This is a genomic window from Edaphobacter sp. (genome assembly GCF_035532915.1).
GTDB lineage: Bacteria > Acidobacteriota > Terriglobia > Terriglobales > Acidobacteriaceae > Edaphobacter.
In genome coordinates, this window is sequence record NZ_DATKQC010000087.1 from 1 (window position 1) to 15,071 (window position 15,071).

The window sequence follows — 15,071 nt, forward strand, 5'->3', positions numbered from 1 at the left end:
TTTTTTGGTGGGCGATAGAAAGACAGCCCAGCGCACCGAACGCAGCCAGTAGGTGGCATAGATGAGCGCAATGCCTGCCCAGATGTGGATCCACTCCACATGCTTCAACTGCTGCCAGAAGACCTTCCAGGCGAAGTGCACCCTGTCCCGGAACAGGAAGACGACTACCGCAAGCACGACAACGACTGCGATCCACACGATTCCACTACGCTTTTTCATCGTCTGCTCTCTCTGGCTGATTGAGTAAGTATTTCCCGGCTCTACCGCGACTGTGCGACAAGCTCCATCTGCTTTCGCCGGTTGAACTCGCGGATGACCCGCGCGACGTATTCCTTCGTCTCCCGGTAAGGAGGAATGCCATGGTAGCGGTCGACCGCTGCAGGCCCGGCGTTATAGGCAGCCAACGCCAGCGCGATATTGTCGCGATACCGGGTGAGAAGCTGATCCAGATAGGCTGTCCCACCCGCTATGTTCTGGTCTGGACGGAAGGCATCCTGTACGCCCATCTCGCTGGCCGTTGCTGGCATCAACTGCATCAGGCCTCGCGCCCCTGTTCGTGAGACGGCACCCACCTGCCCACCACTCTCGGCCTTCATTACGCTGGCCAGAAGGTCCGCGTCAATATCATGGGATGCCCCCGAATGGGCGAGCATCTCGTGGATCTCGGCTTTGGTCGGCGCACTCGTACTATCTGTGATCGTTGGAAAAGTCTTTGATGTGGCGATTGGTTGGGACACATCGGCAACCGTTTCTACCCGGACAATCGCGTCCGCCGAAACTTCAAGATAATTGGCCGCATTATTAGCTGAATCCGATGCCACCGTCGCTTTCTCAGGAAGATAAAGTCGAACTTTGTTGCCAATGGCCTCACGGCGAACGCAATCCAACTCAAATCCGTTCCGCAGGGTGATGTGCTCCATCGCATGGATCAGTGGACAGACCGTCCACACGACCGCCAGCATCACCAACCCGCGTTGAAGCAAATTTCGCCGCATCACCTAAAAGCCTATCATCGGCCAATCGCCGTTCGGCGATGGGCAACTCCTGAACGCTCAAGCCTCGGCCAGAACCGCTTCGATTGCGTGTGCCACCCCATCTTCGTCATGCCTTCTGCCCACGGGCCATCCTCGCTCCAAAGCGGTCTGCTTCAAATCTTCAGGAGCGTTGCCCATCAGCACCTTCTGTCCAGCGACCTCAAGCATCGAGACATCATTCCAGTTGTCGCCGATCGCCAGGATCTGCTCTGCTTTCAGCCCCCGGCTTGCAGCGAGCCGCAGCAATGCCGAACCCTTGCCGCATCCCGCGGGCAGAATGTCCACGATGCTCAGGTTTCGCTCCGGATACTCCGTCCGGTTCAGCGAGATTTCAGCAGACGTGTGCTCCTGTGGATTGACGCCAACGGCCGAGACCCCCGGATGTTCCAGCAGACGGGCCTCCGCTCTTCGCATACGCTCTATCGTGCCGCACAGCATCATCTGGATAGGAGCTTCGGCTTCGAGCGCCTTCTCGATAGGTACGACTTGTTCGATATACGGCTCATTAGCGGCCATCCATTTGCCAATGCTTCCGTGCAGTTCCTCTAGATGTTCGACCACCAGAGATCCTCGCGCATCTTCCCCATCTGGGCCGACCATGTCGAAGGTAATGACGAGCGCATTGCGAAATTCGTCGATATGGCCGCATAGCCAGCGTGCGGTATGTGGCTGCATCAGATTTCGTTCCAGCAGCTTAGCTCCGATGGTCCGGGTGACGGTGCCATTGGAACTGATCACGGCGTTTTCTTCCCGCAGCCCAAGGCCCCGCAGTTGACGCATGGCGTAGCAGTGGCGGCGCCCGGTAGCGACAATGACCTCGATACCCGCCTTCTCTGCTTGCAGCACCGCCTTGAGATTTCGCGGGCTTACGTGCCCATCCGGCCCCAGCAGCGTACCGTCCATATCGACCGCAATCATGCGGACTGGGTGGCTTTTGTTTTGCATTGCTTCACCTTATAGGGAATCCAGTACCATCGTATCCATGCCTCGCATCTCCTCGCTTGAGTGCTCCCGCTGCCATCATCGTGTTGCTGCCGATTCTTCACAGACTGTTTGTCCAGTCTGTAGCGATGTTCTCTTTGTTCGCTATGACATGGAGGAGATCAAGCGCTCGGTGAAAAGACCTGCTGGTGACTCCGGTGCGGAAATCTGGCGCTATGCCGAGGTTTTGCCCGAGTTCGCTCCAGTCAGCCTCGGCGAGGCAGGAACGCCTTTGCTTCGAAGTCGACAATCTTCGGGATTTTTTGTGAAGGATGAGGGGCGAAATCCTACGGGCTCGCTGGAAGATCGGGGGATGGCGCTGGCGGTTGCGGCGGCGAAACACTTTGGCGTTCAGCAACTGAGCCTTGCTTCACAGGGTGAGGCCGCGGCCTCGCTGGCAGCCTACGCGGCTGCGGCTCGGGTTGGCGCGCACGTTTTTGTGCCTCAGGATGTGGCGCTTGAGGCCCATCTGGAGTGTGTGGCGTTTGGAGCGAAAGTTACTCTCGTCAATGGACTTATTGGTGACTGTGAGCGCACGAGAGGAGAACAGGCCGAGGACACTTTCGATGTCTCTGAGTTGAAGGAGCCTTTTCGTCTCGAAGGGATGAAGACGCTGGGGTATGAACTGGTAGAGCAGTTAGGGTGGGAGTATCCCGTGGCTTTGATTTGCCCGACTGGGGTATTAGCTGTGGCAGTCTGGAAGGCGTTTGAGGAGATGGAGCAACTGGGATGGGTTAAAGGGAAGCGTCCCCGGCTTTATGCGGAAATCAGCAATAACAATTTGTTTGGGGTGAATGTAATCGAGGATTCAGGCGGACGGAGGGTAGACGGAGGCAATGCCATGGCCACCCTGCTGGATTGGGGTAAGCAAGAGGGCTTTCTACTTTCGCTGGAGGGAGCAGCCGGTGTGGGTGTCTATCGCGCTTTGCTGGCTTGGGGGGAGTTGTCGGCGGAAGATCGGGTGATTCTTATCAATGGCAGCGCTGGCGTGAAGCGTGCTGAGGCCATAGCTAGGACATTGCGGCTGCGGCCTTCGTTGCCTTCGAGTTTGCCGGTAGGTGGAATCATTACTCCTCAGTAAAGTAAAGATGCCGATTCGCCGCCAAACCTCATGGCTGCTTACACCTGCGATTCAGCTCTGGCGCAAGACTTCACCGTCGATGGCACGGCTGGCTACGGGGCTGGTGTCGCTGCCAGGGCAAAGGCGAAGACGGTCCCGTCGGGGATGTGCACGTTATGGCCGGCAGCGGTGAAGGAGCCGGACTCGGGCTTGCGAATGTCGCTGGCGAAGTTGACGCCGGGGATGGCGTTCGGCTGGGTAAAAACCCCGGTGGCTGGTGGCACGGGGGAAGGCTTATCGTGGGGGCGCTTCGGCAGCCCGGCTATCTCTGAGCCTTGATAACCCTGGGTAGGCGGCATGCCCTCCATTCCGGCTTGTACACCTACGCCAGGCGTGGTTCTGTCGGCGGGGGCGGAGACTTCAGTCGGATTGAGGAGGCTGGGAGGCTGGCGTATCCACAGGATCGTTGCCTTGATTGGAATTTGGCGGCCATCCTTCAGTTGCGCCTTGTCGAAGGTCACGGTGATTGCGGAGTCGCCTTTGCCGTCCGAGGGTTCGACGGCGTCCACGCGCCCGATCAGGCGGCTGCTGGTTTCGATGTCGATGCCGTCGGCGATGTGGACCTTTGCCTCGGGACGGGCGGTGACGGAGTCACCCTCCTTTACTTTTCGAGCGTCGAGGGCCTTGTCGAGCGTGGCGCGGACTCCGACCAGGCGGATCGGGTTTGCGGCCTGGGCCAAGGCCGTCGCCGTAAATGCAATGCAGACAGCGAGATGCTTCAGAATGGCTGCTTTGCCGAGGCTTGGCATGACTGACATATTGCTTACTCCAATCTCTCTACAGGATTTTTGCGCCTGTCCATCATAGACCTCGCCTCCAGGGTATTGGAGAAGAGAGCCCTTGCAGGCGGTGCGGTGATTGATAATCGCTCATCTTTCACTTGGCTGTAACGCTGGGTTCGCATTTCATCCCTATCGTTCACATCACCTCCCCCCATTTCGCGCGCCAAGGTGACTTGCTTATGGCTACACCCGCTGTATTGCCCCCGAGTTCCGTACTGGACGAGAAACTGAAGAAGTCTTCCCCGGGAAAGATCGGCATCATCATCTTTTCGCTGATGCTGGTTGGAGGGCTTGGCTATATCGTCAGCAAGCTGGCCAGCGATCTTTCGGTTGTCCACACCGCGAGCATCTTCCCTTATTTTTTACTGGGATTGGCGCTGTTGATTGCCCTTGGCTTTGAGTTCGTCAATGGCTTTCACGATACGGCGAACGCTGTCGCGACGGTGATCTATACGCACTCGCTGGAGCCGCATTTTGCGGTAGCGTGGTCGGGGCTGTGGAACTTTGTGGGCGTGCTGACCAGCTCGGGAGCGGTCGCCTTCGCGGTGATCTCGCTGTTGCCGGTGGAGCTGATTCTGAAGGTGAGCAAGGGGTCGGGCTTCGCGATGGTGTTCGCGCTGCTGGTGGCGGCGATCATCTGGAACCTGGCTACGTGGTCTCGCGGCCTGCCTGCTTCGAGCTCGCACACCATGATCGGCTCGATTCTGGGAGTAGGCTTTGCCAATCAGTTGATGAATGGCGTGAGCGGGACCAGCGGCGTTGACTGGGGACAGGCTACGAAAGTGTTCAAGGCGCTGCTGTTCTCTCCATTGGTTGGGTTTGTGCTGTCTGCATTGGTGTTCTTGCTCTTCAAATTTGTGATGCGCGATCCCCGGTTGTATGAGGCCCCCAAGGGGACGGAGCCGCCGCCGCTCTACATCCGCGCTCTGCTGATCCTTACGTGCACGGGCGTCAGTTTCGCGCACGGATCCAACGATGGGCAGAAGGGCATGGGGTTGATCATGCTCATTCTGGTGGGAACGGTGCCGACGGCGTATGCGCTGAACCATGCTGTGGGGGCGAGGCAGACGCAGACGTTTGCGGCGGTCTCGCAACAAGTGGTCAATACGGTCGAGAATTATGTGGCTCCCGGAACCGTGGTTGCCGATAACGGCACGGAGCTGGAGCACTTTGTCAGCTCGCACCAGTTTCAGCCGTCGACGATGCTGGCACTACAGCAGATGGTGGGGGACATCCGCAACGAGGCGGTTGGGTACGGATCGCTGGGCAAGGTTCCGGCGTCGATGCAGGCCAACGTGCGAAACCAGATGTATCTGACCAGCGAGACGTTGCGGTTGCTGCCGAAGTACGGGCCTAAGGTCAGCGGCAACGATCAGAAGGTGCTGGATAACTACAAGGGCTTTCTGGATGTGTCGACCAAGTTCATTCCCACGTGGGTGAAGGTGGCGGTGGCGCTGGCTCTTGGCCTGGGAACCATGGTGGGCTGGAAGCGCATCGTCGTCACCGTGGGCGAGAAGATCGGCAAGACGCACCTGACGTATGCGCAGGGAGCGAGTGCCGAGTTGGTCGCCATGGTCACGATCCTTGCTGCCGATGGGTATGGGTTACCGGTGAGCACAACCCATGTTCTATCGTCGGGAGTGGCCGGAACCATGGCGGCGAACAAGAGCGGATTGCAGATGTCGACGATTCGGGACATCGCGCTGGCGTGGGTCTTTACGCTGCCAGCGGCGGCAGTTCTATCGGGTGGTCTTTACTGGCTGTTCAGCAGGTTAACGAAGTAAAGAGCAAAAAAGAGCCCCGGCTTATGGCCGGGGCTCTTTATGCTGTTGCTTCCTACTAGCTTAGTCTGCGGCGAAGCGCGGCGGCGAAGCCGAGCATCCCCGTACCCATCAGCATCAGCGAAGCGGGTTCCGGCGTGACGGCACTGGGGCCGTCCGGAAGCGTGCCGGTAAATTCAACGTTGTGGACTTCGCCGGTGTGGCCGATCTGCGCGGCGATGAAGTTGCCGGCCATCTGGCTGTTTCCGCTGAGAACGGCGAAAGGAGCCAGGATGGAGGCGCTGAACTGGCCGTCGATCGTGACCGTCTGGGCGGTGGCGAAGTTGAAGAGGATGTCGGCGTTGGCTGCGCTGTCGCCGGAGGTCTGGTTCTGGTTGTAATAGAGACCGGTGCCCAGCGTGACGTTGGTTCCGGCGACGTTGACGATGATTGTGGAACCGGCGGGAGCCTGAATGTCGATGGGGTGGTTCGTATCGGCGAACTCGGCGGCGGTGATGTTGAAGATGTTCAGCGTCGGGTCAGTGCCCTTCAGGACAAAGAAGGAGGGGTTGACGCCGGGCTGGTTGGTGCCGAGCACGCTGCCGGTGGAGGTGAGCGCGGCGAGGGTGAGCGTTTCGGCGTCGAGCGAGGTGCGCAGCGAGTTGAAGTCGATGCCCGAGGAACCGGTGGTGACGCGGTGGCCGCCGCCGTTGAAGTTGAAGTTGCCATTGCTGCCGGGGGCGTAGGCGTTGCCATGGCTGTTAAGGTTGAACTGCTCGCCGGAGTTGAGGCCGTTGGCGGAGACAAAATCGTAGGTCGCGGCCGAGCCGAATGGGTCGGCGTTGAGGCTGCTGCCGATGGTGGTGCCGGCGGTGATCTTATTGGCGGCGGCAACGCGGCCGGTGATGTCGGCGTTGGTGCTGATGTTTCCTGCGATCAGCGTGTTGCCGTGCGCATCTACAGTGCCCAGGGCAACCAGATTGTATGCGCTGGCGATTCCGAATGGCATCGATTCGGCATGGCATACTCCCGCGAAGAGAGACAAGCTGGCTGAGAGGAGAAGAAACTTTTTGAGGAACATGCCGAGGTAAGAAGCACGTTGCATGCCAAACGAAAATTCCACAATAAGGCATATTTTTCCGGTTACAACTCTTCATGTGCCAAGAAGTGGGCAATGGTTTTCCCTTAAGTGCAAAATTCTGCCATTCAATTTCCTAGGGCAAGAATCTCCTCGTAGAACTGAGTCGTGGGCTTGTCAAAGCAGCAGAAGATCACCCGGTCCAGGCCGCTTGCCTGGAGATGCTCGTGGACCGTCCGAACAGCGATCTCCCCTGCCTGTTGCCGGGGGAAGTGATAGATTCCGGTCGAAATGGCTGGGAAGGCCATGGATTTAGCCTTGTGCGTCCGGGCAAGTTCCATACAACAGCGGTAGCAGCCTGCCAGCAGATCCGGTTCGTTATGAGTGCCGCCATTCCAAACCGGCCCAACGGCGTGAAAGACCCACTTTGCCGGAAGGTTGAAGCCGGGGGTGGCCTTCGCCAACCCGGTGGGACAGCCGCCCAGCTTCTCGCAGGCGCGGAGCAGCTCTTTGCCTGCGGCGCGGTGGATGGCACCGTCGACGCCACCCCCGCCGAGCAGGGAGCTGTTGGCTGCCTTGACGATAGCGTCTACTGCAAGCCTTGTAATGTCTCCCCGAACGACCTCAAGTTGTGCCATTTGGGCCTCCTTGCCGAAACATATTATTGAGATCGGAGCAAGCGCGCGCGGCGTTGGTATGCTTAGGGGATAAATTATGAGTCTTAAAGCCAAGATCGAAGCCGTCATCTATGCCTCGGAAGAGCCAGTCACGCTGGCCCAACTCGTCGGGCTGCTTGGGCACGAAGCCCAGGCCGAACTCGACCAGATTGAGGCCGCCCAGCAATCGCTTGATTTAGAGGAAGCACCGGCTGATGCCGAGACCCTCAATAGCGAGGTGCTCGACGAGCCGGAAGAGATCACCGTGTCGCCGGCCGAGACGGATGCCCCAGCGCCAACAGTTGACGAGCCAAAGTCGTCCGAGCCGGCAGAGCAGGGAAATGATGCCCCGGCTGGGGCTAGCCCGGATGAGAAGAAGAACGCGCGCGAGACGAAAGAGAAGGAGCGCCGGCTGCGGGAGTACTTCCGCTCTATGCTTGAGCAGTTGATCAACGATTACGCCAATGGCGATCGCGGTTTGGAGATTCGCGAGGTTGCCAGCGGCTATCGTCTGGCCACCAAGCCGGAGTACCACGATGCCGTCCGTGGATTCGTTAAATCGCTGAAGCCGCCGCTGAAACTGTCGCTGCAAGCACTGGAGACGCTGGCCGTTGTTGCTTACAAGCAGCCGGTGACGGCGCCCGAGATCTCGGAGATTCGCGGTGTGGATTCTGGCGGCGTTCTGGGAAGCCTGATGGCGCGCAAGCTGGTCACGACTGCCGGACGCAAGCAGGTCATCGGACGGCCAATCCTCTACAAGACGACGCGCGACTTCCTGCTGCGCTTTGGATTGAAGGACATCAACGAGCTGCCCAGCATCGAAGAGTTCGAGAAGATGGCGGGCGAACTGGCCGAGCAGGAAGAGATACCAATGGAGCACCACACCCCCGAAGAGGGCGAGGGGCAGACGTCGGAGGTGCAAGCAATTGACGCCGAACGGCATACCCATGCGCTTCAGGCGGACGGTAGTCCGGACGTCGAGGACAATCCGCTCGATGATGAGCTGGAAGATACTGCCGATGAGGTCCAGCCCGAGGCGAAGGAGGCTTCGCAGGATGAAGAGGAAGCTTCCGTTGAGCCAGATCAAGAAGCCAGTCGCGAAAGCGAGAGCTAACGCGGGAGTTTTTGCTAAATTTACTGTCCGGCCGTTGCCTAAGGCGCTACCGGATACAATCTAAAGAGCAATATACGAGACCGCGATGAGCAGCCCCGCAGTCAGAAAGACAGGACTATGACAACCAAAGCTACCAAGCAACCCGAGGAAACTCCTCAGGGTGACCGCCTTCAGAAGATTCTCGCGCAGGCCGGAATCGCCAGCCGCCGCAAGGCCGAACAGATCATCCTCGATGGACGTGTGCAGGTCAACGGCAACGTCATCAAGGAACTCGGCACCCGCCACGACATCTCAAAAGACCATATCCGCGTCGACGGAAAGCTGTTGCATGGCCGTGAACAGCAGCGCTATTACATGCTCAACAAGCCGCGCGGCTATGTCACCACGCTGGACGATCCGGAGAAGCGTCCGACGGTGATGGAACTGATGACGAAGCAGAAGGGGCCGCACGGCGACCACGTCCGGCTCTATCCTGTCGGAAGGCTGGACTATCTCTCCGAAGGTCTGCTGCTAATGACCAATGATGGCGAGCTGGCGAACTCGCTCTCGAAGGCTGCCGCAGGCGTAGAGAAGACTTATCTTGTGAAGGTGAGCGGCCAGCCACCGGCCAGCGGACTCGACCAGATTCGCCGCGGCATCATGATCGACCGCGGCCGCCTGAACGAAGTTCGAAGCGGACGCCGCGACCGTGTCATTACGGCCCCGGCCAGGATTGAGCTGGTTCGCGGAGGAGACAATCCCTGGTACGAGTTGACCCTCACCGAGGGACGGAACCGGCAGCTTCGCAAGATGTTCGAAGAGATCGGCCACCACGTCGAGAAGATTCGCCGTATCGGGTATGGGGCGCTTCGGCTGGATGTGCCGCCGGGAGAGTTCCGCGAGTTGACACCCGGTGAAGTGACCGCGCTGGGACGTGCAGCCAAGGGGCAAAAGGTTGTCCCGAAGAAGAAGACGCCGGAGTTTGCACAGCTGAAAGCTCCAGCGAAGCCCAAGGCGAACAAGCCGCGGCGTGCGTTAGCCGGGAGATCCACAGCGCCTCGGCGAAGACCGGTTTAGCGGCTGGTTCGAACGGTTGCTTTTGGGGTAAATTGCGGAAGTGTAATCTTTACGGCCAGCTTTCGGTGGCAGGTTAGATTTCCTAAGTTGAAGTAAAGGCTGGAGATGACCTCCTCGTTAGAAGAATGCGGCCATCCCTCGTTTGTGCCATTCCGTGCACTTGACGCAGGTACCTGCCAAGGCACAAAATACTCGAGCTATTCACAGGAGGTGACGATGACAAACTCGCACAGCGCGCATCCAATGAATCAGCAAAGGAGTAATTCGTGGCAATCGAAAAGGCAACATTTGGAGCAGGATGTTTTTGGGGTGTAGAAACCCGTTTTAACGAACTCACAGGCGTTATTGACACAGCAGTAGGATACGAAGGCGGAGACCTCGAGCACCCAACCTATCAGGAAGTCTGTACCGACCGCACCGGCCACGCGGAAGTCGTTCAAGTCACGTTTGACCCATCCCGCCTCTCCTACGAGGCACTTCTAGACGCATTCTTCGCACTCCACGATCCTACCCAGGTGAACCGCCAGGGGCCGGACTGGGGAACGCAGTATCGCAGCGTCGTCTTCACCCACAACGAGCAGCAGGCAGCCGAGGCACGAGCGAAGATCGCCGAACTGAACGCCTCCGGCACCTATCGCCAGCCCATTGCCACCAGGGTAGAGCCTTCAAAAACATTTTGGAAGGCCGAGGAATACCACCAGCGCTATTTGGAGAAGCGTGGCATGGTGAGCTGTCACATTTAGTCGTATTTCTATTGCCTGCTGCAGAACGTCGAGAGTTGAACCCTGGCCTTCGACGTTTGCATTTTAACGCTTCGTTTGCGTCACTAGCCTTAAAACTAACCTGCGACTATGAAGGATTCTTCCCCAAAGCTCCAAGGGCGGCCCGGATGTCCCATGCCGCATAGCGCTTGTCCTTTGTCTTGGCCAGGTGCCCTAAGCCCTGCTTAAGCCTTCGCAATCGGTACCATGTGCGATCGATTGCTCCCATCTGCATGTGAAAGTCTCTTTCGGCGTACAGTATTTTTTTGTAACGGAGCAGGGAGACGTTTTTTTCAAGATTTGTCGTAGAAAGATCGTGTTGCAGGAGTGAGTTCATCACCCATATCTTTCCGCCCGCTTTCTGGAGGGCATGAAAGACAACGTGATCTAAGAATTCCATTGAGTAGTGAATCGGAAATCCGCCCAATGCCTCCAGGTCACGCACCCGGAGAGTAGTCGCTGAGTTGAATCCGCTTAGCTCGTCCGCTGCGATACCGCGAAAATCAAGCTCTACTCCATGGTGGGTGAGACGCGGCATGAAGTGAGGAGAATGTACTGCTCGTCGCCCGCGACGGCTATACACCAGCTTCGGAACGATAATGCACGCGGCAGGTTCCATCTCCGTCAGCGAAGATATTAGATCGCTTAACTCTTCGACATAGGCTTCGGTCAACAATGTGTCATGATCCAGCAGAAGGAGCCACTCGATGCCTTCTTCGTTCGCTAATCGCAGACCGGAGTTATATGCTTCCGCCAGCCCGGGGTTTGCGGGATTAGAAACATAGCGCGTCGCCATAGGCATTTGAGGAAGCGTGTGAGCTTCCGGAGAGTTGTCATAGACCAGCAGAGTCGTGTTTACCGCGAGTTCCGGTCTTTTCTGCAGGATGTTTCGTAACGAAGTGAAGCTCTCGCTTTCATCGGGCGCTCGTTTATAGAGCACCAACACAACGAGTATCCGCGAATTGCTCATTTTGTACCTGGGTTCGAATTTCTCAGATGCGTTATCTGCTTGCGTATGGGGATGAGTTGCACCTTCATTATCCATTGGCATGCATCTTTACCGTCAACTTGCAGAGGGATTGGTCCATAACAAGTGCTCATAAACCTTCTTTATTGCGTATTTGCCTCGACCCTCGACTCAACTGATATGATCACTAAGCTTCCCTGATCGGTCCGAAGCCTTCTGATAGATCGTAGGGGAGTGATTTACCTGTCGAACTCATGCCAATTCCTTCACCGCTACCCGAAGAACTCTCCACGCAAGACCCGGCAGCCGCGCAGGCAGGATCGTATCCCCTGCTACCCCCGGACGTAGCATCCGAAGTCGTTCCCATAAAGACTTCTCAAACTTCATTTGATCGCCTGCTTGTTCGAATCGCCAACGTCCTTGGTCTCGATCGTGCCGTCGTATTCACGATCCTTGCCCGCGGTTGGTCCAGTCTTGCCGGGTTAGGCACTCTTACACTGATTGCGCATTTCCTCTCGCCTGTCGAGCAAGGCTACTACTACACCTTCTATTCGCTCGTAGCCATCCAGGTTGTTTTCGAGCTTGGTTTTTCCGTGGTGATCCTTCAGACGGCCAGCCACGAGGCCGCCCACCTTACCATTGGTGCTGATGGCACGATCTCTGGCCCTGTCGGCTCTCACGCCCGGCTCGCCTCTGTATTGCAAAAGTCGGTTCGCTGGTACAGTATTGCCGCGGTGGCTATGGCTGCCGTCGTGCTTCCGATCGGGATGCATTTTTTCCGGACTCAGGCTCTTGCACATCCTTCGGCTCAACCAATTGCATGGATCGCCCCGTGGGTATTGGTAATTTTAGCGACTACCTGCACGTTTCAGATTGATCCTACATTCTCGTTTTTGGAAGGCTGCGGTTTTGTTCCACAAGTGGCTCGCACCCGATTAGTGCAAGCCGTTCTTGGAACCATGATGGGATGGAGTGCTCTGCTTTCGCACCACGGCCTTTGTGCTCCCGGATTTGTGGTTTTGGGGCAAGCAATCGGTGGAAGCTGGTTCGTTTATGGCAAACGCCGGCTCCTGCTGCCTTTGCTACGTTTTGACCCCGGCAAGTATCGTATCCATTGGGGTTCCGAGATATGGCCTTTTCAGTGGCGGATCGCTGTCAGTTGGCTCTGCGGTTACGTGATTTTTCAGCTTTTTAATCCGATTCTCTTTCATTATCGCGGACCCGTCGAGGCGGGGCAGATGGGAATGTCAATCAGCATCTGCGGAACACTCTCTGCGATGGCGATTGCATGGATGAGTACAAAGGCCGCTCCCTTTGGCCAGATGATCGCTCGCCGCGAGTATGAACGCCTGGACCAGATATTTTTCCGTGCCATGTTTCAGTCCACGAGTGTCGCAATCGTTGCCAGCATAGTTGTGCTGATCGCTACGATTATTCTTCGTGCCCACCGTGTGCCTTTCGCTGTTCGACTACTTCCGCCATTACCGTTTGGCATGCTTTTGGGCGCCACAATGCTCAACATCATTGTCTTCGCAGAAGCACTCTATATTCGTGCTCACAAGCAAGAGAAGTTTATGACCAACGCGATTTTAGGTGCCATCTGGGTGGGGCCCTCATCCATCTTTTTTGGCAAACACTATGGGGCTGTTGGTATAGCTGGCGCTTACCTGCTAGGTTGTATTGTCATAGGAATTGGCCAGGGTACCTATATTTTTATTAAATGGAGGCGAATCTGGCATGCAGCTTAATCCCCTGCTTACTATCGCCATTCCTACCTACAATCGATCGAATCGACTTGATCTGGCGCTATCTGTCCTGGTTCCTCAGGTCCTCGGTCACCCCGATGTTGAAATTCTCATTTCGGACAATAGCTCACCTGACGATACCTTTGACATTGTGCAACGATATCTTGACCCCGCTCACCCTAACATTCGCTATCAGCGCCATAGCGAAAACATAGGGTCGGATGCCAATTTCATCTCGTGCTATGACAACGCGTCAGGAAAATATTTCTGGCTCTGCGGGGACGATGACATCATCATCGAAGGCGCACTAGACAGGCTCATCAGGCACCTTCACGCCGAAGACTACGATCTTATCTTTGCCCATCCTTACAGCTTCCATAACGATCACATTGAGGAGTATCGGGGCGATTTATTCAATCGTCGTTATCACACGATCACAGACGCCCGCCAGTTTGCGATGACCGTGAATATTATGTTCACTTTTATCAGCGGCATCATCGTGAATAAGGAACGTCTTGATGCATCCCCTCACGAGCCGTTTGCCAACTTTATCAACACAAATCTTGTCCAGTTGAGTTGGGTGCTTCCTCTCCTCCGTACTCACCGCCGCTCCCTCGTTCTCTGGCAGCGTGTCGTGGCAGGCCGGGGCGGTCATGCCAGCGGCTATTCATTTGGAGAGGTTTTCGGCAAAGCCTTTTCTATTGTTACGAAACGACTTCTGCCCGATCAACCTCATCTCGTCCGCGGCCTCATGAATGTCACCCTTCGCACTTGGTTCCCGGGAATTATCTACGAGCTGCGTCGCCAGGGAAATCAAAATTGCCATATGGAAGACGCCCCGGGAATTCTCCGTCGCTATTACGGCAACAATTTCCGATATTGGCTCTTTGCATATCCCATATTTAGACTGCCATTGCCACTCGCTCGTATCTGGGTACGGGCAACTGCAATATTAAATAAGCTCCTGCAGTTTCTGGCTCATCCTGGCTTTTGGCGGAAAGAGATTCGCTCGGCCTGATCTGCAATGGGAATATCCTTGGCGGATTTATCAGCGTAAATGCCTTCGAGGAATCCTCAGCGACGAGTGCGCTAACCCAAGAGAAGTAAAATCCGCGCGCTGGTTTGCGTGCTCTGATTTAAAAGTGCTTGTTCAATCGAAAATATTCACGAATTAAATAACCTGCAGGCCAGACTTTGCGGCATTCGCGAACTGGACCATGGACTGGGCGATATAGTCGAGCATCTCGTTGGTAAGGCCGGGATAGACGCCGATCCAGAAGACCTGATTCATGACGAAATCAGTATTGGTCAGGGTGCCGACTACGCGATGAGGATAGCCCTCGTAGGCGGGCTGTCGCAACAAGTTGCCCGCGAAGACCAGTCGGGTGCCGATCTTGTTGGCTTCGAGCGATCGGGTCATCTGGTCGCGGGTGAAAGGAGCATCGGGCTTGACTGCGATGGGAAAGCCAAACCAGCTCGGGTCGGCGTCTTTGCCAGCCACTGGCAGAATGAGAAACTCTTCCAATGGTTTGAGAGCGGTTTTCAGATAGGCGAAGTTTTCCTTGCGTCGTGCAATAAATTCCGGCAGCTTCGCAATCTGTGAGACACCGAGCGCCGCCTGCATATCAGTCGCTTTCAGGTTGTAACCCACATGGGAGTAGGTGTACTTGTGGTCATAACCGCAAGGCAGCGTCCCCAGTTGCCATTCAAAGCGCTTCCCGCACGTGTTATCGACTCCCGGTTCGCACCAGCAGTCTCTGCCCCAATCGCGGAAGCTATCGATCAAGACCTGCAGCGCGGGTTTATCCGTTAAGACAGCCCCACCTTCTCCGGTTGTGATGTGGTGCGCCGGATAGAAGCTTACCGTGGCGATGTCGCCAAAGGTGCCTACCTTTTTCCCTTTGTAGGTAGATCCCAAGGCATCACAGCAGTCTTCGATCAGCCAGAGATCGTACTTCTTGCAAAAAGCGGTCACCGCATCGAGATTGAAGACATTCCCCAGGGTGTGAGCGATCAT

14 protein-coding genes and 1 pseudogene are annotated in these 15,071 nt (G+C 56.5%); 7 read left to right on the forward strand and 8 right to left on the reverse strand.

The features are described from left to right. From VMU57_RS04525 to VMU57_RS04535, 3 genes and pseudogenes are all read right to left on the reverse strand, one after another. Nucleotides 1-219 (reverse strand): annotated as a pseudogene (locus tag VMU57_RS04525) (UPF0104 family protein); the annotation flags it as partial. Nucleotides 220-260: 41 nt separating this feature from the next. Next, nucleotides 261-995, reverse strand: a complete 735-nt coding sequence (locus VMU57_RS04530; RefSeq protein ID WP_325381235.1) for a lytic transglycosylase domain-containing protein — start codon at nucleotides 993-995, stop codon at nucleotides 261-263. Nucleotides 996-1,052: 57 nt separating this feature from the next. Further along, nucleotides 1,053-1,979 (reverse strand): HAD family hydrolase, encoded by a 927-nt coding sequence (locus tag VMU57_RS04535; protein WP_325381237.1) that lies wholly within the window; start codon nucleotides 1,977-1,979, stop codon nucleotides 1,053-1,055. 169 nt (nucleotides 1,980-2,148) lie between these two features. Between VMU57_RS04535 and VMU57_RS04540 the strand changes: the two genes are divergently transcribed. Further along, nucleotides 2,149-3,096 (forward strand): pyridoxal-phosphate dependent enzyme, encoded by a 948-nt coding sequence (locus tag VMU57_RS04540; RefSeq protein ID WP_325381239.1) that lies wholly within the window; start codon nucleotides 2,149-2,151, stop codon nucleotides 3,094-3,096. Between the two features lie 92 nt (nucleotides 3,097-3,188). Here the strand turns inward: VMU57_RS04540 and VMU57_RS04545 are convergent, their stop codons facing one another. Then, a complete protein-coding gene (locus VMU57_RS04545) occupies nucleotides 3,189-3,893 on the reverse strand; it encodes a hypothetical protein (protein WP_325381241.1) in 705 nt (234 codons plus the stop codon). A 203-nt stretch (nucleotides 3,894-4,096) separates the two neighbouring features. On the opposite strand from VMU57_RS04545, the gene VMU57_RS04550 reads away from it, so the two are divergent. Further along, entirely contained in the window at nucleotides 4,097-5,701 is a 1,605-nt protein-coding gene (locus VMU57_RS04550) for an inorganic phosphate transporter (protein ID WP_325381243.1), read from the forward strand. A gap of 55 nt (nucleotides 5,702-5,756) precedes the next feature. On the opposite strand, the gene VMU57_RS04555 is transcribed toward VMU57_RS04550, so the two are convergent. Both VMU57_RS04555 and VMU57_RS04560 read right to left on the reverse strand, forming a co-directional pair. Beyond that, on the reverse strand, nucleotides 5,757-6,782 hold the full coding sequence (locus tag VMU57_RS04555) for a choice-of-anchor A family protein (RefSeq protein WP_325381245.1): 1,026 nt from the start codon (nucleotides 6,780-6,782) through the stop codon (nucleotides 5,757-5,759). A gap of 101 nt (nucleotides 6,783-6,883) precedes the next feature. Next, complete coding sequence (locus VMU57_RS04560; RefSeq protein ID WP_325381247.1) at nucleotides 6,884-7,393, reverse strand: O-acetyl-ADP-ribose deacetylase; 510 nt, start codon at nucleotides 7,391-7,393, stop codon at nucleotides 6,884-6,886. 76 nt (nucleotides 7,394-7,469) lie between these two features. Here VMU57_RS04560 and scpB point away from each other — a divergent pair, with 76 nt between their 5' ends. The 3 genes from scpB (at nucleotide 7,470) to msrA (ending at nucleotide 10,324) form a co-directional block, all read left to right on the forward strand. After that, nucleotides 7,470-8,525: an SMC-Scp complex subunit ScpB gene (scpB, locus tag VMU57_RS04565; RefSeq protein ID WP_325381249.1), complete on the forward strand. Its 1,056-nt coding sequence runs from the start codon at nucleotides 7,470-7,472 to the stop codon at nucleotides 8,523-8,525. A gap of 117 nt (nucleotides 8,526-8,642) precedes the next feature. Then, on the forward strand, nucleotides 8,643-9,581 hold the full coding sequence (locus VMU57_RS04570) for a pseudouridine synthase (RefSeq protein ID WP_325381251.1): 939 nt from the start codon (nucleotides 8,643-8,645) through the stop codon (nucleotides 9,579-9,581). Nucleotides 9,582-9,847: 266 nt separating this feature from the next. Then, on the forward strand, nucleotides 9,848-10,324 hold the full coding sequence (gene msrA, locus VMU57_RS04575; protein WP_325381252.1) for a peptide-methionine (S)-S-oxide reductase MsrA: 477 nt from the start codon (nucleotides 9,848-9,850) through the stop codon (nucleotides 10,322-10,324). A 106-nt stretch (nucleotides 10,325-10,430) separates the two neighbouring features. Here msrA and VMU57_RS04580 read toward each other — a convergent pair whose 3' ends face one another. After that, the gene (locus tag VMU57_RS04580; RefSeq protein ID WP_325381254.1) at nucleotides 10,431-11,387 is read right to left on the reverse strand and encodes a glycosyltransferase; all 957 of its coding nucleotides are present in this window, start codon (nucleotides 11,385-11,387) and stop codon (nucleotides 10,431-10,433) included. A 176-nt stretch (nucleotides 11,388-11,563) separates the two neighbouring features. Between VMU57_RS04580 and VMU57_RS04585 the strand changes: the two genes are divergently transcribed. Beyond that, complete coding sequence (locus VMU57_RS04585; RefSeq protein WP_325381257.1) at nucleotides 11,564-13,057, forward strand: hypothetical protein; 1,494 nt, start codon at nucleotides 11,564-11,566, stop codon at nucleotides 13,055-13,057. Continuing rightward, nucleotides 13,047-14,072: a glycosyltransferase family 2 protein gene (locus tag VMU57_RS04590; protein ID WP_325381259.1), complete on the forward strand. Its 1,026-nt coding sequence runs from the start codon at nucleotides 13,047-13,049 to the stop codon at nucleotides 14,070-14,072. Before VMU57_RS04585 ends, VMU57_RS04590 begins: the two co-directional genes overlap by 11 nt. A gap of 153 nt (nucleotides 14,073-14,225) precedes the next feature. On the opposite strand, the gene rfbH is transcribed toward VMU57_RS04590, so the two are convergent. Beyond that, nucleotides 14,226-15,071 (reverse strand): lipopolysaccharide biosynthesis protein RfbH (gene rfbH, locus VMU57_RS04595; protein WP_325381261.1); only part of this gene is annotated, 846 nt, incomplete at its 5' end.

Excerpts from the sequence above, each read along its gene's own strand:
- VMU57_RS04530 (WP_325381235.1), bottom strand. The coding sequence starts at position 995 with ATGCGGCGAAATTTGCTTCAACGCGGGTTGGTGATGCTGGCGGTCGTG.
- VMU57_RS04535 (WP_325381237.1), bottom strand. The coding sequence starts at position 1,979 with ATGCAAAACAAAAGCCACCCAGTCCGCATGATTGCGGTCGATATGGAC.
- VMU57_RS04545 (WP_325381241.1), bottom strand. The coding sequence starts at position 3,893 with ATGTCAGTCATGCCAAGCCTCGGCAAAGCAGCCATTCTGAAGCATCTC.
- VMU57_RS04550 (WP_325381243.1), top strand. The coding sequence starts at position 4,097 with ATGGCTACACCCGCTGTATTGCCCCCGAGTTCCGTACTGGACGAGAAA.
- VMU57_RS04555 (WP_325381245.1), bottom strand. The coding sequence starts at position 6,782 with ATGCAACGTGCTTCTTACCTCGGCATGTTCCTCAAAAAGTTTCTTCTC.
- VMU57_RS04560 (WP_325381247.1), bottom strand. The coding sequence starts at position 7,393 with ATGGCACAACTTGAGGTCGTTCGGGGAGACATTACAAGGCTTGCAGTA.
- scpB (WP_325381249.1), top strand. The coding sequence starts at position 7,470 with ATGAGTCTTAAAGCCAAGATCGAAGCCGTCATCTATGCCTCGGAAGAG.
- VMU57_RS04570 (WP_325381251.1), top strand. The coding sequence starts at position 8,643 with ATGACAACCAAAGCTACCAAGCAACCCGAGGAAACTCCTCAGGGTGAC.
- VMU57_RS04580 (WP_325381254.1), bottom strand. The coding sequence starts at position 11,387 with ATGGATAATGAAGGTGCAACTCATCCCCATACGCAAGCAGATAACGCA.
- VMU57_RS04585 (WP_325381257.1), top strand. The coding sequence starts at position 11,564 with ATGCCAATTCCTTCACCGCTACCCGAAGAACTCTCCACGCAAGACCCG.
- VMU57_RS04590 (WP_325381259.1), top strand. The coding sequence starts at position 13,047 with ATGCAGCTTAATCCCCTGCTTACTATCGCCATTCCTACCTACAATCGA.